The following is a 22,819-nucleotide window of genomic DNA, read 5'->3' on the forward strand; positions in this document are numbered from 1 at the left end:
GCCCCAGCACAGGAGAACCACATGAACCTCGCACCCGACGTCGTCGCGCGCATCGAAGCTGCGGTCGACGACGCCTTCGACGCCCAGCTGGCCTTCACCCGGGAACTCGTGCGCCACCCCTCCCTGCGCACCCGGGAGTCCTCGGCGCAGGACCTGATGCACGAGGCCATGGAGCGGCGGGGACTGGCCATGGACCGGTGGGAACTCGACCCGGAGGAGATCTCCACCCACCCCGGCGCCGGAAGGATCACGGTCTCCTACGAGGGCGTCGAGAACGTGGTGGGCACCCACACCCCCGCCCGGGGCGGAGGCCGCTCGCTGATCCTCAACGGCCACATCGACGTGGTCCCCGAGGGCCCCGTCGGAGAGTGGTCCCGCTCCCCGTGGGACGCCCCCGTCATCGACGGCTGGCTCCACGGCCGGGGCAGCGGTGACATGAAGGCGGGGCTGGCGGCCAACCTGTTCGCCTACGACGCCGTGCGCGCGGCCGGATTCTCCCCCGCCGGGCGCATCCACTTCCAGTCCGTGGCGGAGGAGGAGTGCACCGGCAACGGCGCGCTGGCGACGGTCCAGCGCGGATACACCGCCGACGCCGTCCTGATCCCCGAGCCCGAGGAGGACATGCTGGTCCGCGCCAACGTCGGCGTCATCTGGTTCACCGTGCGAGTCGCGGGACACCCCACGCACCCGCGGGAGATGGCGTCGGGGTTCAACGCGATCGACGCGGCGCACCACGTGATGGGGCGGCTGCGCGTCCTCGAACAGCGCTGGAACGACGAGAAGGGGAGCCACCCCCACTTCGAGGACCTGGACCACCCCATCAACTTCAACCTCGGCGGGATCAGCGGCGGCGACTGGCCGTCGAGCGTCCCCGCCTGGTGCGAGCTCCAGGTCCGGGCGGCGATCTACCCGGGGGTGAGCGCCGACGACGCCTGGGAGCAGATCCAGGAGGTGCTGCGGGGCACCACCACCGACGACGCGGGCAACCCCATCGAGGCCGTGGGCGAGCGGACCGGCTTCTACGCCGAGGGCTACGTCCTGCCCGAGGGCACGGACGCCGAGAACGTGCTGCGCGAGGCCCACCGGACCGTCTTCAAGGACGAACTGCGGACCTTCACCACCCCCGGCTACCTCGACGGCCGCGTCTACGCCCTGTACCAGGGGATCCCCGCGCTGGTCTACGGGCCGGCCTCGGAGGCCATCCACGGGTACGACGAGCGCGTCGACGTCGAGTCCGTGCGGCGGATCACCAAGTCCATCGCCCTGTTCATCGCGCAGTGGTGCGGTCTGGAGGAGACCGCCTGAGGCCGGGGCCGTCCGGGGGACGGGCGCCCCGAGCACCCGTGACGCGCATGAGGCGCTGACGGGGCGCGGACGGGGACGGTGCCGCCCGCGCGCGCGGGCGGCACCGTCGTCAGATCACCGACAACTCGCGGAGCTTGGCCTCGACCCGCGCGTTGTCCGGCTCGACGTGGTGGGTCCCGTCCGGGTAGACGACCACCGGGATGTTCGTCCGCCCCGAGATCTCCCGGGCCCGCTCCGTGGCCGCCGGGTCGTGCTCGACGTCGACGTACTCGAAGGGCACCGCCAGTTCGGTCAGCTGCTTCTTCGTCCGTCGGCAGTCCCGGCACCAGTCGGCCCCGTAGACGCGGATCGCCGCCTCGTTCACTCGTCCTCCCCTGGGGTGGTCACCACGCCAGTGTGCCCGACGGCCCGGCCCGCCCGCCCCGGGGCGGCGAGTAACGCCGCCTGCACGGCGGGATCGGCCTGGTCCCACCGGCGGAGTTCGAGGACGACTTCTACGGGCAGCAGGCCGGATCAACAGAAGGCGAGGCGTTGGTTCGAAGCCTCCGGCAAAACCGGTACGAGACAGGGGTGACCTCCTCACGCTCATCCGGTTCCGGCATCGCCCACGGCCTCCCTGTCAGTTCCTCGGCCCGCCGTCGTGGCACCGCCCACAGCGTCGTGCCAGGCGGCCCGCTCGGCGATCGCCCGCCGCCAGGAGCGGAGGACCTTCGGCGAGGTGCCCACGGCGAGGACTCCGGTCAGCCGCTCGCCCGTGCGGTAGGCGGCGACGAACCGGCGCTCGCCGAGGTCGCCGTCGACGACCGCGACCTCGTCGTGGCCACGCAGGTGGCCGTAGGCCTGGATCCTCATGTCGTACTGGTCGGACCAGAAGTAGGGCACGGGCGCGAAGGGCCTGCCCTCCCCGCCCTCCCCCGCGGCCAGCAGGTTGCGGGCGGCGGCCATCCCCTGCTCGGCCGCGTGGGTGCGGTGCTCGACCCGCATGGACACGCCGAAAAGCGGGTTGTGCCAGCGCGCGACGTCCCCGGCGGCGTACACCCCGGGCGCGGCCGCGCAGTACTCGTCGCAGACGAGGCCGTCGACGACCGTCAGACCGCTGCCTTGGAGCCAGTCCGTGTTGGGCAGTGAGCCCACGGCGAGGAGGACCTCGTCGGCGCCGACGGCCTCGCCGCCGTCGAGCAGCACGCGGTCGTCGCGGACGCCGACCACGCTGACGCCGGTACGCAGGGCCACACCGTGCTCGGTGTGGACCCGCGACAGGACCCGCCCGACGTCCTCACCGACCGCGTGGGACAGCGGGACCGGGGCGGGTTCGAGCAGCGTGACCTCGCAGCCGAGGCCGCGGGCCGCCGCGGCGACCTCGGCGCCCAGGAAACCGGCGCCGACCACGACCAGACGGCGCCCGGGCGCCAGCCGGGACCGCAGTGCCAGGGCGTCGTCCAGGGTGCGCAGCACGTGGCCGCCGGTGCCGGGCAGCCGCCGCGGCCGGACCCCCGTCGCCACGACCAGTCCGTCGAAGGCCACGCACCCGCCGTCGGCCAGTTCGACCGCGCGGGCGTCCAGGTCGAGTCCGGTGGCCTCGGCGCCCAGGCGCAGCCGGACGTCGAGTCCCTCCAACTGGGCCGTCGAACGCAGCGGCAGCCGGTCGGGCTCCCACCGCGCGTCCAGGATCTGCTTCGACAGCGGCGGCCGGTCGTAGGGGGCGTGGGGCTCGTCGCCGACGAGCGTGACCGTGCCCTCGAAGCCCTCGCGGCGCAGGGTCTCGACCGCGGCGAGACCGGCGGCCGAAGCCCCGACCACGGCGACGCTCCTCACTCGCCCACCAGGCGCAGGGCCGCCGCCGGGCAGACGGCCACGGCCTCGCGCACGTCCTCCAGGACCTCGTCGGGGGGTGTGTCCTGGAGGACGACCGCCACCCCGTCCTCGTCCCGTTGGTCGAAGACGTCGGGGGCCGCGACGACGCACTGTCCCGAGGCCACGCACTTGGGTTCGTCCAGTTCCACACGCATGCGGTTGTTCCTCTCCTTGCTGTCCGCACCCTCCACGCTGTTCACGGGCACGGCGGTCACCAGGTGACGGGAAGGGAGCGCAGGCCGTAGGCGACCCCTTCGAACGCGAACTCGACCTCCTCGAACGGGACGGCCAGGCGGAGCGTGGGGATCCGGCGGTACAGGGTGCCGTAGACGACCTGGAGTTCGACGCGGGCGAGCGTCTGGCCCAGGCACTGGTGCGCCCCGTAGCCGAAGGCGTGGTGCTGGCGGGCGGCGCGCCCCAGGTCGAGCCGCTCCGGCTCGGGGAACTCCCGCGCGTCCCAGTTCGCGGCGGAGACGTCGAAGACCACACCGTCCCCGGCCCGGATGACCTGGCCGCCGACCTCGATGTCCTCCACGGCGATGCGGCGGACTCCGGTGTGCACGATGGTCAGGTAGCGCAGCAGTTCCTCGACCGCCTTGGCGACGGTCCTGGGGTCCTCGGCCGAGCGCAGCGCGTCGAGCTGTTCGGGGTTGCGCAGCAGCGCGAGCGTGCCCAGGGAGATCATGTTGGCACTGGTCTCGTGGCCCGCGATGAGGATGGCCGTGCCCATGGTCACGGCTTCCGTGCCCGTCATCTCGCCGGCCGTCACCCGGGCCGCCATCTCCGAGAGGATGTCGTCGGCGGGTTCGGCGATCCTGCGTTCGAGCAGCTCGCCGATGTAGGCGCCCAGCGCTCCGCCCGCTTCGTTCACCTGCTGCGCGGTGGACGTGTGGCTGACCAGTATGTTGCTGTTGGTCTGGAAGAACTCGTGCCTGTCGTAGGGAACGCCGAGCATCTTGCTGATCACCAGCGTGGGGACCGGCAGGGCCAGCGCCGTGACCAGGTCGGCGGGGTTGGGTCCGGCCAGCATGTCGTCCACCAGCCCGTCGACGATCCGCTGGATCTCGGGGCGCAGCGCCTCGACGCGCTTGACGGTGAAGGGGGCGTTGACCGTGCGGCGGAGCCGGGTGTGCTCGGGGGCGTCGGTGTTGGTGATCAGCGACGGCGTGTGCTTGGCGGACTCCGCACGGCCCCGTGTCATGTGCGGGTAGTTGGGGAGTTTCTCGTCGATGCTCAGCCGCGGATCGGTGAGCAGGGCCCGCTGGTCGGCGTACCGGGTGATCAGCCAGGGCGTGCTGCCGTCCCAGATCCGCACCTTGGTCACGGGCGTGTCCGCCGTCATCCGCCGCACGGTCGCGGGCGGGTGGAACGGGCAGCGCCCGTCCCGGGGAGAGGGGTACTCGGGGACCCCTCGCTCGGCCTCGTCGGCCCGGGAGCCGGTGCTCTCAGTCACGAGCCTCCTCCGTTTCATGCTCGGTGCAGCGCGTTCGGGGGATAGTCGCGCTCGATGCAAGCAGAACCGGCTGACGCGTCCCGGACAGTAACCTGACCAGAACCTGACGTGACCCAGGCCACACCCGGGTTCGGGCACAGCGGATGTCCTCAGGCCCACGGGCGCCGCTACCGGCGCAGGCTGCTCAGGGCGTAGCCGAAACCCCGGTGGGTGTGGATCAGCGAGGGTTCGTCTCCGTCGACCTTGCGCCTCAGCCGCGAGACGAGCCGCTCGATCGCGTTGTCGCCGCGGAACTCCCCCCACAGGTGGTCGGCGATGTGCTCCTTCGACAGCACCCGCCCGGCGTTGACCAGCAGGTGGCGCAGCAGGCGGTACTCGGCGGGGGTGAGGGCGAGCTCGCGGGAACCGCGCCGGGCCCGGCAGGTGGTGTCGTCCAGGACCAGGTCCCCGTGGCGCAGTTCCGGTTCCGCACAGCCCACGCTCCGCCCCCGCAGCAGGAGCCAGACGCGGGCGAGGACGTCGGTGATCCGGAACGGCTTGGTGACGTAGTCCTCCCCGCTCAGCCCGACCTCGGGCAGGATCCGGTCCAGGAAGTCGCTCGTGGCCAGGAAGAGCACCGGGGTGCCGCCGTTGCGGCGGCGCCTGCGGGGGATGTCCAGCAGGTCGGGCAGCAGGGTGTCGACGATGACCAGCTCGAACCGGGTCCGCTCCATACGCGCCACCGCGGCGGCGCCGGTGGCCACCGTCTCCACGTCGTAGCCCGCCAGTTCGAGGGTCGGGTGGAGCAGTTCGACCACGTCCGGGTCCTCGGCGACCAGGAGAAGGTGCTCGCCGTCCCCCTTGGGGACGCCTCGGAAGGCGGGGCGCTCCCCGCCGGGGGCCCCACTCATGGGCGGGGCCTCCGGCCGAGGCCGACCGGTCCGGTGCGGCGCGTGCGCCCACCGGCGGGCGTTCGCGTCCGGCTTCCGGCGTGTGCCCCGTGCACGGCGCCCGGCACGGTGGTCACGCCGGGCCGCCGTGCGGGAACGGGCAGGACGGTGCGGGGCTTCGAGGGTGCGCGGGCATCGTCCCCTCCCTCTCCTGGTCGGGCGTCGTCCTCACCCCGGTGGGGCGGTGCGCCCGGCCCCGTGGGATCCGGCTCCGGAGCACACCACCGAGGAGGCGCGGTGGGAACTCTCCGAACACAGTATGCCGCAGTCCGCGACCGGTCGTCGGCGAGGGTCCCGGGGAGCGCCGGGGCCGTACGGCTTCGGCGACGGCAACGGCAGGTTCTCGACCGTGTTCGCGACGAACCGGAAGCGGTCGCGCAGAACGCTCATCGCGACCACGACGGCCGGACCCTGGTCGGGTCGGCGGTGAATTCGCCTCCGTGTACGCGGAGCTCGGACACTGGTCTCCCACACCCCAACGGCGGCCGCCCTCAGGCCTTCCTCGCCGCGGGAACGCCGGGGGCCTCGGGCTCCTTCCAGCGACCGGTCGAGAGGAAGTCCTCCAGCACCTTGGCGTACGGCTTCAGGTCCAGCTTCAGCTCCTTCTCGACCCACGTGTCGTCGTAGTAGTTGTGCATGTACCGCTCGCCCTGGTCGCACATGAGCATGACGACGCTGCCCCTCTCCCCGTCGGAGAGCATCTCGGCGACGATCCGCAGCGCGCCCCACAGGTTGGTTCCGGTCGAGGGCCCCGCACGGTGGCGCAGGCGCGACAGGAGCAGGCGCATGGCCGCGATCGAGGCGGCGTCGGGCACCGAGATCATCCGGTCGACGACGGCGGGCAGGAACGAGGGCTCCACCGCGGGACGCCCGATCCCCTCGATGTGGGAGGGCTTTCCCTTGATCCAGGTCGAGGGGTCCTTCGGCCACTGGCTCTTGGGGCGGCCCTCGTTGGTCGTCCAGTTGGGGAAGAACGCCGAGTTCTGCGGGTCGACGACGCACACCCGGGTGTCGCGGCGGCTGAAGCGGATGTGACGGCCGATGGTCGCACCCGTGCCCCCGGTACCCGCCCCCACCACGATCCACTTGGGGTCGGGGTGGCGTTCCTCGGCGATCTGCCGGAAGATCGTCGCCGCCACGTTGTGGTCGTCGCGGTAGTCGTAGGCGCGCTCGGCGTAGGTGAACTGGTCCATGAAGTGGCCCTTGGGGGACTCCGCGGCCAGGCGGGCGGCCTCCTTCTCGATGTCGCCGTCGGGTCCGGGGTTCCTGACCTCCCCGTCGTAGGCCTCGATGAGGTCCACCTTCTCCTGGCTGGTGCTCTTGGGCACCACGGCCGTGAACCTCAGCCCCAGGAGCTTGGCGAAGTAGGCCTCGGAGACCGCCGTGGAGCCGCTGGACGCCTCGAACACGTGCGTGCCGGGCTCGACCCATCCGGTGCACAGCGCGTGCAGGAACAGCGCGCGTGCCATGCGGTGCTTCAGGCTGCCGGAGGGGTGGACGGACTCGTCCTTGACGTAGAGGTCGATGCCCCACTCCACGGGGAGCGGGAACTGGAAGACGTGCGTGTCCGCCGAACGCGTGGCGTCGGCGTGCAGCAGCCGGACCGCCTCCTTCACCCAGGCCCGTTTGCGACTGTCGTAGTGGTCGACGATGCGTGTGGTGACGGCGGCGGTGTCCTGCTGGCTGTGTGTCGTGGTCATGAGCCGGAGCTACCCCCACCTTGGTCACGGGGACCGGTCAGGGGCGAAATCGCTGCTCAGGCTTCCGATTCCGTCCTGTTTCGAAGCCTTGGTCCGCGCCACCGCGGACGGTTTCGGCTCCTCCTCTTCGCATGTTCGGGAAGGGCCGCCACCACGGCAGTACAAGTCGCCGCCTCCCTGACCGAGCGACCGAACGACCGAACGACCGAGCGACGATCGTGCCCGCCCACCGCCGTCGGGAGGCTGATCGGTGTGTGGCCGGAAATGGCCACACACCGCCCGAGCTGGCGCGACAGCTGTGCGGTGTCGGCCCGGCAAGCACTGCGGGACCCGTTCGTCACCGGGCCCGTGCATGATCAGGCCATGGAACGCTGTGACTTCTGCGAACTCCCCATCGGTGGCGGCTGCGCCTGCTCGCTCGTGCGCGAGGCCCGAAACCCCCGCGCCCAGGACGGTGGTTCCTCCCTTGGCGACGCGCACTTCCCAGGGGGCACCATCCTCATCTCGCCGCGCGGCGTGGCCCACCGCCCGGGCTGCCTGCACCAGTCCGACTCCGAGATCAAGGCCCCGCTCTGGGGCTGGATCCCCGAGCCCGACCCGCAGCTGTGGCGCCGCCTCGGCGGGGGCTCCCCCGCCCGCGCCACGCACGGCAACACCGAGCGGGTCGCCACACGGCGCTGTCAGAGCTGTGACAGCTGAGGAGGGGGCGCCCGTGACCGCCCACCACCAGCCTCTGCCCGTCCTGCCCCGTCCGGTCACCGGTGTGTTCGTCCGCCAGATCATCTGGAGCGCCTGCCCTGGCAACTTCGCCGTCGTGTGGCTGGATGCGCTGCCACCCGCGGAGGACGTGGTGCCGGACGGAGGTGTGGAGTTCGTCGACGACCTGCCCGCCGTATGCCGCGAACCGGGGAAGCCGCTGCCCGCCGAGTTCACCGAAGCGTTCGCGAACGGGTTCCGCCAAGGGTGGCAGGCACGCGGGCGGGGCGTGCCTCCCTACACCGTGCGCGTCGTCCTGCGGGACGCGGTCTGGCGCGAGAACGACTCCAACCGCTGGAGTTTCGAGCAGGCGGGGCGAGTGGCCGCCCGCGAGGTCCTGGACTGCGTGCGTGAGGGCCGTTCCCCCCGGCCGGCCGGGCGGCCCGTCCGGCCCGGCTCCTCCATCCCGCCGATGCCCAGAACCCTGCCGACCTCCACCGAGTCCTCGTCCGGCTGAACCGATCGCCCCGTCAGGGCCGGATCTCCACAACGCGGGAAACCTCCCTCAGCCATTGCAGGTACCAGTCCGCGAAGCCCAGGGGCGCACCGTCCTTCCCCGTGAGCGGTTGTAGGTCCTCGCCGTCGACACGGCCGTCATTCCACACACGCCCGGCCTCGGGACCGGACACGACCAACCACTGCCGTAGCGCGCACCCCAGATGGCACAGGCAGAGCGCCCCGACCGTCCGGTCCTCGTCCCACAGGAGCTCTTCCACGCGCTCGTGCCATGCCTCGTAAGCCGCGTCGAACTCCTCGGGGTCCCCGAAGTCCTCCTCCACGGGTTCCTGGACTCGCAGAGCCGCCAGGGATCCCGGATCGGCCCCGGTGGCGGGGAACGGCTGTGCCAACCGCTCCGGCACGGTCAGGTCGGCGCCGTCGCCGTGCCATCGCCACCAGCCGTCCGGTCCTTTGACCGTGGGGAAGACGCCGTATGCGGGACCGGCGCCGCCCGCGCCGACGTGGAGCAGGAACTCCCGGTACTCCTCCGGCAGGCGCACTCCCAACTGCCCCTCCAGCTCGGCCAATTCCTTTGACGTCAGCGGATCCAGCAGCTCGAAACCGTGGGCGCGAGCTCCAAAGACCTCCTCGGAGCCGGGCGCACGCGCCAGCACCCGTACCTGTTCGCGAACTCCCGCCCACACATCCGTACCCGTATCCATGGCGGCATGTAGAGACCGTCGGAGACAGCGCGGAGGCGGACCCGCCCCAGAGGAATCGGAGCCGCCCGTCAGTTCGACCTCGGCCCCTCCTCGCCGTGGCGACTTTCTCAGGTCTGCCGCCTTGGCCGGATGTGGACACACGTGAGCGCACCCGTCTCTACCAGGGCCTTCACCGACACAGCTTCTCCGACGCCTGTGAACTCCCTGGCCACAGGCAAACACACGTGAGTACATACTTCACAATGTCGGACATGAAGGCATTTGTCGGCGTCACTGACAAGGCCTGGGCCGACTTCCTCGCCCAGCGCCCCCACCTGGACGAGATCAACTTCTGGCGCCCCTCAGGGAAGAACTTTCAGGCGCTCTCGCCCGGAGACCCGTTCCTGTTCAAGACCAAGAAACCGCACGATCGGATCGTGGGCGGCGCCGCCTTCAGCGGGTTCGCGCTCGTCCCTCTGTCCGAGGCCTGGGCGGCCTTCGAGGAGGGCAACGGAAGGAAGGACCTCGCCGAGGTACGCGAGGCGATCAACGGGTACCGCGCGAAGAACAAGATCCCCCGCATCGGCCCCGGAGAGGATCCGCTCATCGGCTGCATCATGCTGCGCGACCCGGTGTTCTTCCCCGAGGAGGAGACCTTCGGTCCTCCCCCTGGCTGGGCCTACAGCCTCGTTCAGGGCAGAAGCTACGAGGACATCACCGACCCCGAGCACGCCAGCTACTTCGCTCCCATCGCCGAACGCGTTCTCCACCAGAGACCCGAAAAGGTCCTCGCGGAAGATGAACACGCCGTGGCGGCCACCTGGGAACGCCACGGCCCGATGTTCGGCGAGGCCCGGCCCACCCGTCGCCGCATGGGGCAGGAGGCTTTCAAGCTCGCGCTCTTGGACGCCTACGAGAGTCGGTGCGCCGTCACCGGCCAGCGTGTACGGCCCGTGCTGGAGGCCGCCCACATCCATCCGGTGCGCGCGGGCGGACTGCACCGGCTCGATAACGGCCTGCTCCTCCGCTCGGACGTACACAAGCTGTTCGACCAGGGTTACCTGTCGGTGTCACCGAACCTGGAGGTCCGGGTCAGCCCCCGCCTGCACCAGGACTTCCCTGACGCCGGGGAGTACACCGCGTTGGAGGGCGGGCCGGTGACCGTCCCCCGGAACAAGGCGGACCGCCCGTCCCCGGACGCCCTGGAGTGGCACCTGGGCGAGGTCTTCAAGCCGGACTGACCACAGAACCAGAGAAGCTCTGAGATGCACCCAGAAGTCGCCAGAGGAGTCGGGCGATCCGATCCACAGCAACTGAAACGGCTATGTCGGTCGACGTTTGGGCCAGCGCCTCCGATATCCGCTCCCGCCCGGATCCACCCGGGATCGGGGCGGCGCTCCTCGTCGGGATGCTCCTGAATGAATACATCACGCGGCCGCGTTCCTCAGTGCCGAGGACGACAGCGAGCATCTGCTTTTCCGGCCGCACTTCGGGGAGGTGCCTGGGTATGACAGTGCACCTCCAACGGTGCGGCCCTCCACGTCGCTACTGAAATGGGCGGCCGACGGCATATCCGAACGAAAAGAGGCAGCACCATGACCGCCACCACACAAGTACGTACCTACACCGTCCGTGAGGGTCTGCTTGACGAGTGGGTCCGCCGTTGGAAGGAGGAGATCGTTCCTCTGCGTCTGGAGTTCGGCTTCTCCCTCGGCGGCGCCTGGATCGACCGGGAGCACCACCACTTCATCTGGGAGATCTCCTACGACGGCCCCGAGAGCTTCGCAGAGCGCAACCGCCAGTACTGGGACTCCCCCAAGCGCGAGGCCATGGCCCTGGACCCCAAGGACTACCTGCTCTCCACCGACGTCCGCGAGGTCACCCGGGTCTACTGACCCCGACCTTCCTCCTCACCGACCGCGAGCAGGTGCGCGCGACGCTCCTCCGGCGTCAGGGCCCGGAAGGTGCGCCGACGCGCCACGCGTGTCAGCTCCTCCAGGGGCATGTCGGCGTCCCACACCCGCACGGTGCCGTCGGCGGACCCCGAGGCGACCAGCCGTGATCCCCCGCTCCAGGCGACGCTCAGGGCACGGTCGCGGTGAACGCCCACGGTCAGGGGTTCACCCTCGCCCCGCGCGTCCCAGACTCGGACGGTGCGGTCATGGGAAGCAGTGGCGATCCTGGCTCCGTCGGGAGACCAGGACACCGCGGGTACACGACCGCCATGCCCGGTGAGCACCCGTTCGGCCTGCCCTGTGGTCAGGTTCCACACCCGCACGGTCCAGTCGGCGGAGGATGTGGCCAGGCGTGTCTCGTCTGGGGCCCAGGTGACGGCGTCCACCCAGTTCTCGTGCCCGGTGAGCACGACGCGCTCTCGGCCAGTGGTCAGGTCCCACACCCGGGCGGTGCGGTCATCGGAGCAGGAGGCGAGCATGCGCCCGCTCGGCGACCAGACCAGACCCACGACCCAGTCCTGGTGGCCGCGCAGCACCGTCAGCAGGGAGCCGTCGCGGGAGTCCCACACGCGGATGCTCCGGTCCTGGGCGCCGGTGGCGACGCGGTCGCCGTCGGGTGACCAGGCCACCGACTCCACGATGGCGCCCTCGTGGTCCAGTTCGGTCAGGGCCTCGCCCGTCTCCAGGTTCCACAGCAGGGCGCGCCGGTCGATGCCACCCGAGACGAGGACCTTGCCGTCCGGGGACAGGGCGGCGTCGCGCACCGTGCCGGTGTGACCACTCAGGTACACGGGCCGATCGGTGCCCTCCTCCCACACGCGGACGATCCCATCCTCACCCGCCGCTGCGATGGTGCCGTCCCGGGTGGCCACGGCGTTGACGGCCGTACCCTGTGCGCGGTGAACGGCGTGCTCGACGGTCCTGGGCTCCATCTCCCACAGGCGGGCCGTGGCGTCTTCGGACCCCGTGGCCAGGTGCGTGCCGTCGGGCGACCAGGCCACGCCCCAGACTGCGTCGGTGTGGCCGCGCAGGACGACGCGTTCCTCGGCGTCGTCTGCGGTGAAGACGCGGGCGGTGCGATCGGCTGACGCGGTGGCCAACAGGCGGCCGTCGGGAGACCACTCCACGTTCCACACGCGGTCGCGGTGGCCGCGCAGCAGGAGGGTCTGCTCGCCCGTGGCGGCGTTCCAGACGCGGACAGTGTGGTCTCCCGATGCCGTGGCGATCCGAGTTCCGTCGGGGTGCCAGGACACGCCTTCGACGAAGTCGCGGTGGCCCACGAGTCTGACGGCCTGGCGGGCGTCGGCGACGTCCCAGACGATGACGGTCCGGTCGTGGGAGGCGGTGGCCAGGCGGGTGCCGTCGGGCGACCATCGGATGCCGAGAACGTTGTCGGTGTGCCCGGTCAGCTGTGCACACAGGCGTCCGGTGCCGACCTCCCAGATCCGTACGACGCGGTCGCGTGAGGCCGCGGCGACGTGGCGCCCGTCGGGGCTCCAGGACACGCCCCGCACCACGTCGGTGGCATCGGTGAGGCGCAGGAGGGTCTGTCCGGTGTCGGCGTCCCACACCCGCACGGTGTTGTCCCGGGATGCGGTGGCCAGGCGCCGGGAGTCCGGCGACCAGGACGCCATCTCCACCATGCCCATGTGGCCGCGCAGTTCCCGGAGCAGACCGCCCCGGGTGTCCCACAGGCGCGCGGTGCCGTCGCGGGACGCGGTGGCGATCCGGGTTCCGTCAGGTGACCAGGCCAGGTTGCGGACGGTGTCGGTGTGGCCGGTCAGGACGGCGGAGCAATGGCTGTGGGCGAGTGCGGACAGCAGGGCGCCGCGCACGACGGGAACGGGTTCGCACTCCTCCAGGGCGGCCAGGGTGAGCAGGACGGCGAGTTCGGGGTGCTCCTGGACACCGGCCAGGACGTACTCGGCGATCGAGAGGGACACCCGGCGCAGGAACCGGTGGTCGCGGCGCCGGGAGGCGTCGACGAAGGCGGTGAGCGCGGGGGTGTCCTGGCCGTTCTCGCGCAGGGCCTCCAGCCAGCGCTCGGCGGTGGTCAGGCGGGCCCCGGTCAGCAGGTAGTCGGGGTGGCGCCTCGAACTCTCCCAGTCGCCCGACCAGCGCTCCAGTTCGGCGCGCTGGCGCAGGCGTTCGGTGTGCGCCTCCACCTGCTGGCGCAGCGGGGCCCACTGGCGGAAGAGCGCCTCGTGGGCGACCTGTGCGACGGGGCCGCCGTCGTGGACGTCGCTGACCAGCAGGCGGGCGTCGACGAAGGCGTCCACGATGTGGCGGTCGCGCGCGTCGAGTTCGGCCAGTGCCACCCTGCGGCGGGTGGCGTCACCGCTGGTGACGGTGACGAAGCGCAGCAGGACACGGAGGATGCGGTCGAGGTCGGCCTCGGCGCGCAGTTCGGCGGTGACCTGGTCTGCGTGGCGGGTGAGCGCTCCCTCCACGCCGCCGAGCGCCCGGTAGTCGGCCTCGGTGGCGGTTCCGCGAGCACCGGCGCGGATGTGGAGTTCCTGGAGGAGGTAGGCGAGCAGGGGCAGGGCGTCACCGCTGCCGGTGTCGGCTGCGATGTGCTCGACCAGTCCGCCCTCGAAGCGGAAACCGGCCGCCTCGGCGGGGCGTTCGATGATCTCGACGAGGTCCTGGCGGCTCAGAGCGCCGAGGGCCAGGGGGTTGGTGAACAGTTCGGCGGCCTCGCCGTTGAGGAGGTCACCGAGGAACTCCACGCGCAGAGTGGCCACCACCCGCAGGTGGCGGTCGCCGTGCAGGGCATCGCGCAGGGCACCCAAGAAGAGGGCGCGGTCGCGGTCGCCGCTGAGGGTGACCAGTTCCTCCAGCTGGTCGACGACCAGGACGGTGCGGCGGGTTCCTCCGCTCTCGCGGCGGATCTTGCGCAACAGCGCGAGGAGCTCGCCGCTGTCACGCCGGATGCGGCGGGCGTAGGCGTCGGCTTGCGCGTGGTCGGCGGCCAGGGTTTTGGCCAGGGCCCCGACGGGATCGGCTCCGGGCACCATGACGGGCAGCAGGTTCCAGCGTTGGCCCCGCAGCCGGGGCAGGACTCCGGCCTGGACGAGGGAGGACTTGCCGCTGCCGGAGGCGCCGATGACGGTCAGGAAGCGTTCGTGGGGGTCTGCGCCGACACCGTTGAGGCGGCGCATGGCCTCGGTGGTCTGTGCGGCGCGTCCGAAGAAGACGGCGGCCTCGTCCTCGTGGAAGGCGGCCAGGCCGGGGTAGGGGGAGCGTCCCGGTTCCCAAGCGAACTCGGGAGCGGGCGGGTTCTCCAGGCGGTAGGCCACGAAGTGGCCGACGAGCAGGACCACGAGGATGAGGACCAGTCCCGGAACGGCGCCCTGCTCCAGCAGACGGAGGGGTAGGGAGGTCTGCCGACCGTCAGTGGCGAAGTTGGTGACCACTCCCAGCAGACCGGCGGCCAGCACGAGGAGCAGTTGCAGCATCAGGGCGAGTCGTTGGCGTCGCCGCACGTCGTCTCCGAGGGGGTCGCGTATTCCCGAGTCCGTGGGGCGCCCGCGCCCCCGGTGAGCCTACGGTGACGGGCTGTCGGGGTAAACCCGCTGTCCCCTTCCGGTCATCCGGAAACCCCTACGGCGCGGGCTTCGCGCGTCACTGCGGTACCGCGCCGGGTGGGGCGTCTTCACCATCGCCAGCACCGGTCACCCGTAGCCCGCACACCACCACCCCCCGCCCTCGGCGCCCCTGCCCACACCACCCAGGCCGGGGCACCGGAGCTGTGGGTTGGACGACCCACCCCGTGGGGGCTCAGCGAGCACAAGGCCGCTCTGCTGTCGGGCTGATGTCCTCCACTGGGCACGGAGTGGGCGGACCCTGCCCAGGAGCCGGATTGGTGGTGGTGCTCCGGGACCGGCCTGCGAGGCGTACCCGCCCTCTGCACCGGGAGCACGGGCGCAGGCGGGCGTTCATGGCCGAGCTGGACCACTGCGGGCTGTGAGCGGCGGCCGGGCGGGTCAGCGGCGGCCCCGGCGGCGGGGTGCCAGCGCCGACGCCGAGGGGAGCAGCCGGTGGTCGTAGTCGAACAGGGCCTGGTTCTCCCAGGCGTTGCCCGAGCCCGGGTCCGTGGGGTCCCACCCGTTGCCCTCGACCGCGATCCACGCGGGCTCCCAGTACACGATCCCGCGACCGCGCCCGGCGGGGACGGCGGCGACGACATCGGCGAGGTCGTCCAGGAAGGCGGCCTGGCCCTGGGGGGTCGCGGGGTATCCCGCGACGTCCCGGAGATCGGCGCCGAAGATGTTCTCGTGGCCGTCGGCGTCCTCCAGGGTGAAGCCGTAGGCGGTCTCCACGACGAGGACGTCGCGCCGGTAGCGCCGGGAGATGTCGTCGAGGTTGTGCCGAAGGTCGTCGAGCGTGCCGTGCCAGTACGGGTAGTAGGAGACGCCGATGAGGTCGAAGTCCACGCCGTGGTCGACCGCGGCGTCGAACCACCACCGGAACAGGGCGTTGTCGCCGCCCTCGGCCACGTGCATCATCACCTCGGCGCCGGGGGCGGCGTCGCGCACCGCGCTGGTCCCGGCGGCGAGGAGTTCGGCGAGCCGGCCCCAGTCGTCGGTGGAGCCGTCGGGCCAGAGCATGCCGCCGTTGATCTCGTTGCCCACCTGCACCATGTCGGCGGGGGTGCCCTGGTCACGCAGGGCCGAGAGCAGACCGTGGGTGTGGTCGTGGACGGCGTCGACGAGCCGGGGGAAGGGCAGGTCGGCCCAGGCGGCGGGTTTGTCCTGACGCCCGGGGTCGGCCCAGAAGTCGGAGTAGTGGAAGTCGACGAGCAGGTCCAGGCCGAGCGCCTTGACCCGTAGTGCCATGGCCAGGACGGTCTCGGCGGAGTTGGAGCCGTCGGCGGGGTCGACCCACACCTTGAGCCGCGCCATGGTCATGCCCGCGTCGGCGAGGAGTTCGAGGGGGTCGGCCTCGGTCCCGTCGGCGGCGTGGAAAGCGCCGCCGTGGGCCTCGGTCTTGGTCAGGGTGGACATGTCGCCCCCGTAGGTCCACCGCCCGGGCCCGGAACGGGGTCGGGCGGTGGTGGAGAGCGCTTGGGCGGGGAGCGCCGAGGTGGCGAGGGCGCCGGCCGCCGCGAGGGTGCCGAGCCGGGCGAACGTGCGTCGCTTCAAGGTCGCCTCACTTGGAGGTGTCGGGGCACGACCGCTTCACGGCCGTGTGTGAGCGTTCCCAGGAAACTACCGACTCGTTGCGCCCGTGTGAAGGGAGGCTCGGCGCATTTCTCTGGTGACGCCCCGCCGAACCTCCCGACCGCACTGGGACCGATCACACATCGGCCGTTGTCAGGACACGTCCTCCCGCACGATGCGCACCCCACCCGGCGGCACCGCCAGCGTGCCGTCCACCCGCTCGCCGGTGGCCGCGTCCGTTCCGGTGACGGCCACCTTGGCCTCCTCCCCGGTGTGGTTGACGACGGTCAGGTAGCGGACCCCGTCGCCCACGCGGCGCACGGCCTCCACGCCCTCCGGCAGCCCCTCTACCACCGGTGGCGGCAGCAGTCCGCCCAGGACGCCCGCCAACCCTTCGGAGTCCAGCCGGGTGGAGACGTACCAGGCCTGTCCCCGGCCGTGGACGTTGCGGGTCACCGCGGGCGCCCCCTCGGCCGGCCCGTCGGCGTAGCGCAGCACCACCTCGGCCGTGGTGGGCACGACGCGCTCGGCCCACACGTCCCCGGTGGTGCCGTCGTCGAGCCGGACCCTGCTGCCCTCGCGCAGCGGAAGGAACTCGTCGACCTCCACGCCGAGGACCTCGCGCAGCACGCCGGGATAACCGCCCGCGTGGACGGTGTCGTTCTCGTCGACGATGCCGGAGAAGTAGGAGACCGCCAGCGTGCCTCCGCCTTCGACGTACCGGGTGAGGTTGTCGGCCGCCCCTGAAGTGGTCAGGTACAGGCTGGGCACGACCACCGTCCGGTACCCGGTGAGGTCGGCGTCGGGCGCGACCACGTCCACGGTGCGGTGGGCCCGCCACAGCCACGTGTAGAAGGCACGCGTGCGCTCCCGGTAGGTGTGGTCCTGAGTGGGCCGCCACTCCAGTTCCATCGCCCACCAGGACTGCCAGTCCCACACCAGCGCGGTGTCGGCGGCCACCCGGCTGCCCCGCAGGGCGTCCAGCCCTTCGAGCTCCCGCCCCAGGTCGACGACCTCGCCCCACACCCGCGAGCGGCGGCCGTTGTGCGGCACCATCGCCGAGTGGAACTTCTCGGCGCCCGAGCGCGAAGCCCTCCACTGGAAGAACATGGCCCCGTCGGCGCCGCGCGCCAGGTGGGTGAGGCTGTTGCGGCGCATCTCACCGGGCCGTTTGGCCAGGTTGCGCGGCTGCCAGCTGACCGCGTTGGTGGAGTGCTCCATGAGCAGCCAGGGGCGTCCGCCGGCCACGCCGCGGGTGACGTCGGCGGCCATGGCGAGTTCGATGTGGTTGTCGGGCTCCTCGGCCTGCAGGTAGTGGTCGTTGGCGACGAAGTCGACCTCCTTCGCCCACGACCAGTAGTCGATCCACTTGCAGTTGACGATCATGAAGTTGGTGGTGACCGGCCGCCCGGGCGAGTGGCGTCGCACGATGTCGCGTTCGCGCCGGTAGCAGGCCAGGTGACCGTCGTTGGAAAAGCGCAGGAAGTCGAGCTGGAGCGCCGGGTTGACCACCGTGGGGGCCTGGCTCGGCGGGCGGATCTCCTCCCAGTCGCCGTAGCGCTGCCCCCAGAACGCGGTCCCCCACGCCTGGTTGAGCGCGTCGAGGCCGCCGTGGCGTTCGCGCAGCCAGCCCTGGAAGGCCGCGGCCGAGGTGTCGCAGTAGCAGTGCGGCATGGCGCCGCCGTACTCGTTGTGGATGTGCCACAGAGCGACGGCCGGGTGGTCGCCGTAGCGTTCGGCGAGGGCGGTGGTGACGCGTTCGGCGGCGCGCGCGTAGTCGGGCGAGTGCGGGCACAGCGTCTGTCGGGCCGCACCGGACAGCGTGGTGCCGTCCGACATGACCGGCCGCATCCCCGGGTGGCGGTGGAGCAGCCAGGCCGGGGGCGCGGCGGTGGGCGTGGCCAGGCCGACGCGGATGCCGGAACCGTGCAGGAGGTCGAGGACGCGGTCGAGCCATCCGAAGTCGAACTCGCCCTCGCGGGGTTCGAGCAGGGCCCAGGAGAAGATCCCGACGTGGACCAGGTTGACCCCGGCCTCGCGCATCATGGCCACGTCCTCGTGCCAGACCTCCTCGGGCCATTGCTCGGGGTTGTAGTCGCCGCCGTAGACGAGCGCGTCGACGCCTGGGACGAGGGGGTTGGCGGACACCGTCGCACCAGCTCCTTCCGCATGTCATGGGAACGTGCACACAATCTCGAGCCCATCATGCCCACGATGGAAGCGGAATACCACTCTTGACAGGAGCAACGCATGTCGATCAAAGTGTGATCGCTCCCACACGGGAGCCCCCGTCTAGGGAAGGAGCCCCCACCATGCCCTCTGCCCGAGGCGCTGGAGCCGCGGTGAGTGCCTGCGCTCTCGCCCTGGTCACCTCGTGCGCGCTGGTCCCCGGGAACGCGACCGTCGAGCTCACCTTCTGGACGTGGGCACCGGGGATGGAGGAGGTCGTCGCCCTCTGGAACGAGGACCATCCGGACGTGCAGGTGACGGTGAGCAACCAGGGCGCGGGCGAGGACGCCGTCGCCAAGTTCCTCACCGCGTCCAGGGCCGGGGCCCCGCCCGACCTCGTCCAGGCCGAGTACCAGGCGCTGACCACCCTGGCGGCGCGTGACGCCGTCGCCGACCTCACCGAGTTCACCGGCGAGGCCGAGCAGGCGTTCACTCCGGCGGTGTGGGAGCAGGTGACCATCGGCACGGACGCGGTCTACGCCATCCCCCAGGACTCGGGACCGATGATGCTCTACTACCGCTCCGACCTGTTCGAGGAGTACGGCCTGGACGTTCCCACCACGTGGGAGGAGTTCGCCGAGGTCGGCCGACAGGTCCGCGACGAGCACCCCGAACACCGCATCACGAGCTTCTCGGCCACCGACCCCGGCTGGTTCGCCGGGCTCTCCCAGCAGGCGGGGGCGACGTGGTGGGACACCTCCACCGACACCTGGTCGGTCGCGATCGACGACGAGCCCACCCTGCGCGTGGCCCGGTACTGGCACGACCTGCTCGACGAGGACATCGTCAGCGGCCAGCCGATGTACACGCCCGCGTGGAACGCCGCGCTCAACGACGGGTCGCTGTTGGCCTGGCCGAGCGCGGTGTGGGCGCCCGGCGTGCTCGCGGGCAACGCCGAGTCCACGGCGGGCGACTGGTCGATGGCCCCCCTGCCCCAGTGGGAGGAGGGCGAGAGCGTCACCGGCAACTGGGGCGGGTCGGCCACGGGCGTGGCCCGGGGCTCGGCCCACACTGAGGCCGCGGCCGAGTTCGCGATCTGGTTGAACACCTCGCCCGAGGCCGTCGAGGCGATGGTGGAGCACGGCGGGATCTACCCGGCCGCCACCGAGGCGCGCGAGGGACCCGCCTTCGACGAGCCACCGGAGTTCTTCGCCCACCAGGAGGACTTCTACCCGATCGCCGCGGAGATCGCCGAGGGCACCGCGCCAGTGGTGTGGGGACCCAACGTCAACGTCGCCTACGAGACGTACAAGGACGCCTTCGCCGCCGCCATCTCCGGCGGCACGCCGTTCACCGAGGCCGTGGACCAGATGCAGGAAGCGACGCTGACCGACATGCGCGACCGCGGCTTCTCCGTCGCCCCGTGACCCCGCCGATCCCCCTGATCTCCCGACCCCCTGATCCCCCCGACGAGGAGAGACCGCTATGACACCGGCACGAGCGCCCGCGCGCAGGGGCGCGGCCGCCCGCGTGGCGCCCTACGGATTCCTGGCGCCCGCGATCATCCTGAGCTTCCTGTTCATCCTGCTGCCCATCGGCTACACCGTGTACCTGAGCCTGCGCCGAACCGCGGTGTCCGGGCTCGGGCTGGGCGAGGAGGGGACCCGCGAGTTCTTCGCCGGGCTCGCCAACTACCGGGCGGCGGCCGCCGACGCCGAGTTGTGGGCGGGGATCGCGCGCATCGGGGTGTACGGGCTGATGGTCGTCCCCCTCATGCTCGGTCTGGCCCTGACCTTCGCCCTGGTGCTGGACCACCACCGGACGCGGATGCGGAGGGTGTCGAGGATCGTCATCTTCCTGCCCTACGCGGTACCCGCGGTGATCGCGACGCTGCTGTGGGGCTTCCTGTACCTTCCCGAGGTCAGCCCGCTGCACCAGGCCCTGGAAGCACTGGGGCTGCCGACGGTGGACCTGCTCGGGCAGCGACCGGTGTTCGTGGCGCTGACCAACATCGCGGTGTGGGGCGGTACCGGGTTCAACATGCTGGTGCTGTACACGGCCCTGCGCGCCGTCCCGCCGAGCCTGTACGAGGCGGCGCGGATGGACGGCGCGAGCGAGTGGCAGACGGCGTGGCGGGTCAAGATCCCCATGCTGCTCCCGGCGCTGATCATGACGACCCTGTTCTCGATGATCGCCACGCTGCAGGTGTTCTCCGAGCCGACGACGCTCTCGCCCCTGTCGAACGCCATCTCCACCACCTGGAGCCCGCTGATGAAGGTCTACCGGGACGCGTTCGTGCTCGACGACGTCCACGGGGCCGCGGCCACCTCGATCATCATCGCCGCGGTCACCCTCGCCCTGTCCTTCGCGTTCCTGCGCCTCGTGCGTTCGAGCGCCTTCGCCCAGGAGCGCTCATGACCGCCACCGCCGCCCCAGAGCCGCGCACCGACGCGGCTCCCACGCCCTCCCCCAAGCCCGACCGGCGCGGCTCCGCCCGCACGGTGGCCTGGGTACCCACCGCGGTCATCGTGCTGGGCGCGCTCTACTGCCTCATCCCGCTGGTCTGGGTGGTGGTGGCCGCCACCAAGGACGGCTCCGAGCTGTTCTCGACCAACACGTTCCTCCCCGGGACGGGGCTGGCGGACAACGTCGCCGAGCTGACCGCCTACCGCGAGGGGCTGTACTGGCGGTGGATGGCCAACAGCGCCCTGTACGCCGGTGTGGGCGGGCTGCTGTCGGCCCTGGTGTCCGGGCTGGCGGGTTTCGCACTGGCCAAGTACGACTTCCCGGGGCGCGCGGCGATGTTCAACGTCCTGCTCGCCGGGGTGCTGGTGCCACCGGTGATGCTGGCACTGCCGCAGTTCCTGATGTTCTCGGAGGCGGGTCTGGGCGACACCTACCTGTCGGTGCTGCTGCCGAGCGTGGTCAGCCCGTTCGGGATCTACCTGGCGCGCGTGTACGCGGCGGCGGCCGTCCCCGACTCCCTGCTGGAGGCGGCACGCACCGAGGGCGCCGGTGAGCTGCGGGTGTTCTGGAGCGTGACACTGCCCGTGATGCTGCCCGGGTTGGTGACGGTGTTCCTGTTCCAGTTCGTGGCGATCTGGAACAACTTCCTGCTGCCGTACATCCTGCTGAGCGACGACGGGAAGTTCCCGGTGACCGTGGGGCTCTACACCCTGCTCAACCAGGGCGCGTCACAGCCTGCGCTCTATACCCTGGTGATCACCGGATCGCTGCTGTCGATCATCCCCTTGGTCGCGCTCTTCCTGTCCCTGCAGCGGTTCTGGCGCATCGACCTGCTCTCCGGCGCGGTGAAGGCCTGACCGGCACCGCACGGAGGGCGTGAGAAAGGGAAGCCGACACACGTGGCAGCAGCCGACCGCCCCACCCACCGCCGCCCGACGATCAACGACGTGGCCACCGCCTCGGGGGTCTCCCGGGGCACCGTCTCCCGGGTCCTGACCGGCGAGGGCTACGTCAGCAAGGAGTCGCGGGCGGCGGTGCTCAAGGCGGTGCGGACCACCGGCTACGTCGCCAACCGGCACGCGCGCGGCCTGGCCACCCAGCGCTCGCAGACCGTGGCCTTCATCCTGTCCGAACCACAGCACCGCCTGTTCGAGGACCCCAACTTCGGCCTCCTGTTCCGCGAGTGCACGCGGGCGCTGGCCGCGCACGACGTCATGCTGGTGCTCACCGTGGCCGGGGACGAGTCCGACCGCAAGCGCGTCAGCCGGTTCGTGGCGGAGGGCGGTGTGGACGGCGCCCTGCTGGTGTCCACCCACGCGGGCAGTCCCCTGCTGGACGAACTGCTCGGCGTCGACGTCCCGCTGGTGCTGTCCGGCAAACCGACCAGCCTCGAACACGACGTCGCCTATGTGGCCGCCGACGACCGCGAGGGGTCGCGCCGGATGGTCCGCCACCTGCGCTCGGCCGGGCGCGAGCGGATCGTGACGATCACCGGGCCGATGGACACCTCCGGCGGCGTGGACCGCCTGGCGGGGTACCGCGACGTGGTCGGTGAACCGGACCCGCGGTGGATCGCCGAGGGCGACTACACGCGGGAGGGCGGACGGCGCGCCATGACGGCCCTGCTGGCGGACCGCCCCGACCTGGACGCGGTGTTCGTCGCCTCGGACCTGATGGCGGCGGGCGCCCTGGACGCGTTGGAGAGCGCGGGCCGGCGGGTGCCCGAGGACGTGGCGGTCGGCGGGTTCGACGACTCGTCCGTGGCCGCCCACTGCCGGCCGCCGCTGACGACCATCCAGCAGCCGTGGGCACGGATCAGCCGCGAGATGGTGCGACTCCTCATGGGCATGATCGAGGGAGAGAGCCCGGCGGGCATGCTCCTTCCCACACGGCTGGTCGAGCGCGATTCGGTCTGAGCGGAGCCGGGAGGC

19 protein-coding genes are annotated in these 22,819 nt (G+C 71.4%); 9 read left to right on the top strand and 10 right to left on the bottom strand.

Annotation, left to right across the window (positions count from 1 at the left end; all coding sequences use genetic code 11):
* Window positions 1–21 precede the first annotated feature (21 nt).
* Window positions 22–1,305 carry an ArgE/DapE family deacylase gene (locus ACSIH6_RS13245; protein WP_435108566.1) on the top strand — a complete coding sequence of 428 codons (1,284 nt, stop codon included), beginning with the start codon at window positions 22–24 and terminating at the stop codon, window positions 1,303–1,305.
* Between the two features lie 109 nt (window positions 1,306–1,414).
* On the opposite strand, the gene ACSIH6_RS13250 is transcribed toward ACSIH6_RS13245, so the two are convergent.
* The 6 genes from ACSIH6_RS13250 to ACSIH6_RS13275 form a co-directional block, all read right to left on the bottom strand.
* Entirely contained in the window at window positions 1,415–1,669 is a 255-nt protein-coding gene (locus ACSIH6_RS13250; RefSeq protein WP_017564573.1) for a glutaredoxin family protein, read from the bottom strand.
* Window positions 1,670–1,890: 221 nt separating this feature from the next.
* The gene (locus ACSIH6_RS13255) at window positions 1,891–3,120 is read right to left on the bottom strand and encodes an NAD(P)/FAD-dependent oxidoreductase (protein ID WP_435108567.1); all 1,230 of its coding nucleotides are present in this window, start codon (window positions 3,118–3,120) and stop codon (window positions 1,891–1,893) included.
* Complete coding sequence (locus tag ACSIH6_RS13260; protein ID WP_435108568.1) at window positions 3,117–3,374, bottom strand: ferredoxin; 258 nt, start codon at window positions 3,372–3,374, stop codon at window positions 3,117–3,119. The genes ACSIH6_RS13255 and ACSIH6_RS13260 overlap by 4 nt, the downstream gene beginning before the upstream one ends.
* Complete coding sequence (locus ACSIH6_RS13265) at window positions 3,371–4,612, bottom strand: cytochrome P450 (protein WP_435108569.1); 1,242 nt, start codon at window positions 4,610–4,612, stop codon at window positions 3,371–3,373. Before ACSIH6_RS13265 ends, ACSIH6_RS13260 begins: the two co-directional genes overlap by 4 nt.
* Window positions 4,613–4,779: 167 nt before the next feature.
* Window positions 4,780–5,502 carry a response regulator transcription factor gene (locus tag ACSIH6_RS13270; protein WP_435108570.1) on the bottom strand — a complete coding sequence of 241 codons (723 nt, stop codon included), beginning with the start codon at window positions 5,500–5,502 and terminating at the stop codon, window positions 4,780–4,782.
* A 530-nt stretch (window positions 5,503–6,032) separates the two neighbouring features.
* Window positions 6,033–7,241, bottom strand: coding sequence for a PLP-dependent cysteine synthase family protein (locus ACSIH6_RS13275; RefSeq protein WP_435108571.1), 1,209 nt, complete (start codon window positions 7,239–7,241; stop codon window positions 6,033–6,035).
* 363 nt (window positions 7,242–7,604) lie between these two features.
* Here ACSIH6_RS13275 and ACSIH6_RS13280 point away from each other — a divergent pair, with 363 nt between their 5' ends.
* Both ACSIH6_RS13280 and ACSIH6_RS13285 read left to right on the top strand, forming a co-directional pair.
* Complete coding sequence (locus tag ACSIH6_RS13280; protein WP_435108572.1) at window positions 7,605–7,940, top strand: hypothetical protein; 336 nt, start codon at window positions 7,605–7,607, stop codon at window positions 7,938–7,940.
* Window positions 7,941–7,953: 13 nt separating this feature from the next.
* Window positions 7,954–8,454, top strand: a complete 501-nt coding sequence (locus ACSIH6_RS13285) for a hypothetical protein (protein ID WP_435108573.1) — start codon at window positions 7,954–7,956, stop codon at window positions 8,452–8,454.
* Window positions 8,455–8,467: 13 nt separating this feature from the next.
* On the opposite strand, the gene ACSIH6_RS13290 is transcribed toward ACSIH6_RS13285, so the two are convergent.
* Window positions 8,468–9,157 carry an SMI1/KNR4 family protein gene (locus ACSIH6_RS13290; RefSeq protein WP_435108574.1) on the bottom strand — a complete coding sequence of 230 codons (690 nt, stop codon included), beginning with the start codon at window positions 9,155–9,157 and terminating at the stop codon, window positions 8,468–8,470.
* A gap of 251 nt (window positions 9,158–9,408) precedes the next feature.
* On the opposite strand from ACSIH6_RS13290, the gene ACSIH6_RS13295 reads away from it, so the two are divergent.
* Complete coding sequence (locus tag ACSIH6_RS13295) at window positions 9,409–10,377, top strand: HNH endonuclease (protein ID WP_435108575.1); 969 nt, start codon at window positions 9,409–9,411, stop codon at window positions 10,375–10,377.
* A gap of 354 nt (window positions 10,378–10,731) precedes the next feature.
* On the top strand, window positions 10,732–11,031 hold the full coding sequence (locus ACSIH6_RS13300) for an NIPSNAP family containing protein (RefSeq protein WP_435108576.1): 300 nt from the start codon (window positions 10,732–10,734) through the stop codon (window positions 11,029–11,031).
* Here the strand turns inward: ACSIH6_RS13300 and ACSIH6_RS13305 are convergent.
* The 3 genes from ACSIH6_RS13305 to ACSIH6_RS13315 form a co-directional block, all read right to left on the bottom strand.
* Entirely contained in the window at window positions 11,025–14,576 is a 3,552-nt protein-coding gene (locus ACSIH6_RS13305; protein WP_435108577.1) for an nSTAND1 domain-containing NTPase, read from the bottom strand. The two genes, ACSIH6_RS13300 and ACSIH6_RS13305, sit on opposite strands and share 7 nt — an antisense overlap.
* A gap of 501 nt (window positions 14,577–15,077) precedes the next feature.
* Window positions 15,078–16,235: a glycoside hydrolase family 53 protein gene (locus ACSIH6_RS13310; protein WP_435108578.1), complete on the bottom strand. Its 1,158-nt coding sequence runs from the start codon at window positions 16,233–16,235 to the stop codon at window positions 15,078–15,080.
* Between the two features lie 171 nt (window positions 16,236–16,406).
* Complete coding sequence (locus ACSIH6_RS13315) at window positions 16,407–18,401, bottom strand: beta-galactosidase (protein WP_435108579.1); 1,995 nt, start codon at window positions 18,399–18,401, stop codon at window positions 16,407–16,409.
* A 164-nt stretch (window positions 18,402–18,565) separates the two neighbouring features.
* Here ACSIH6_RS13315 and ACSIH6_RS13320 point away from each other — a divergent pair, with 164 nt between their 5' ends.
* From ACSIH6_RS13320 to ACSIH6_RS13335, 4 genes are read left to right on the top strand one after another with little or no spacing between them, the layout of a single operon-like run.
* Window positions 18,566–19,849, top strand: a complete 1,284-nt coding sequence (locus tag ACSIH6_RS13320; protein ID WP_435108580.1) for an ABC transporter substrate-binding protein — start codon at window positions 18,566–18,568, stop codon at window positions 19,847–19,849.
* 58 nt (window positions 19,850–19,907) lie between these two features.
* Window positions 19,908–20,840 carry a carbohydrate ABC transporter permease gene (locus tag ACSIH6_RS13325; protein ID WP_435108581.1) on the top strand — a complete coding sequence of 311 codons (933 nt, stop codon included), beginning with the start codon at window positions 19,908–19,910 and terminating at the stop codon, window positions 20,838–20,840.
* A complete protein-coding gene (locus ACSIH6_RS13330; RefSeq protein ID WP_435108582.1) occupies window positions 20,837–21,745 on the top strand; it encodes a carbohydrate ABC transporter permease in 909 nt (302 codons plus the stop codon). Before ACSIH6_RS13325 ends, ACSIH6_RS13330 begins: the two co-directional genes overlap by 4 nt.
* 42 nt (window positions 21,746–21,787) lie before the next feature.
* Window positions 21,788–22,804: a LacI family DNA-binding transcriptional regulator gene (locus ACSIH6_RS13335; protein ID WP_435108583.1), complete on the top strand. Its 1,017-nt coding sequence runs from the start codon at window positions 21,788–21,790 to the stop codon at window positions 22,802–22,804.
* Window positions 22,805–22,819: the final 15 nt, after the last annotated feature.

This window comes from Nocardiopsis synnemataformans (assembly GCF_965343085.1).
GTDB lineage: Bacteria > Actinomycetota > Actinomycetes > Streptosporangiales > Streptosporangiaceae > Nocardiopsis > Nocardiopsis alborubida.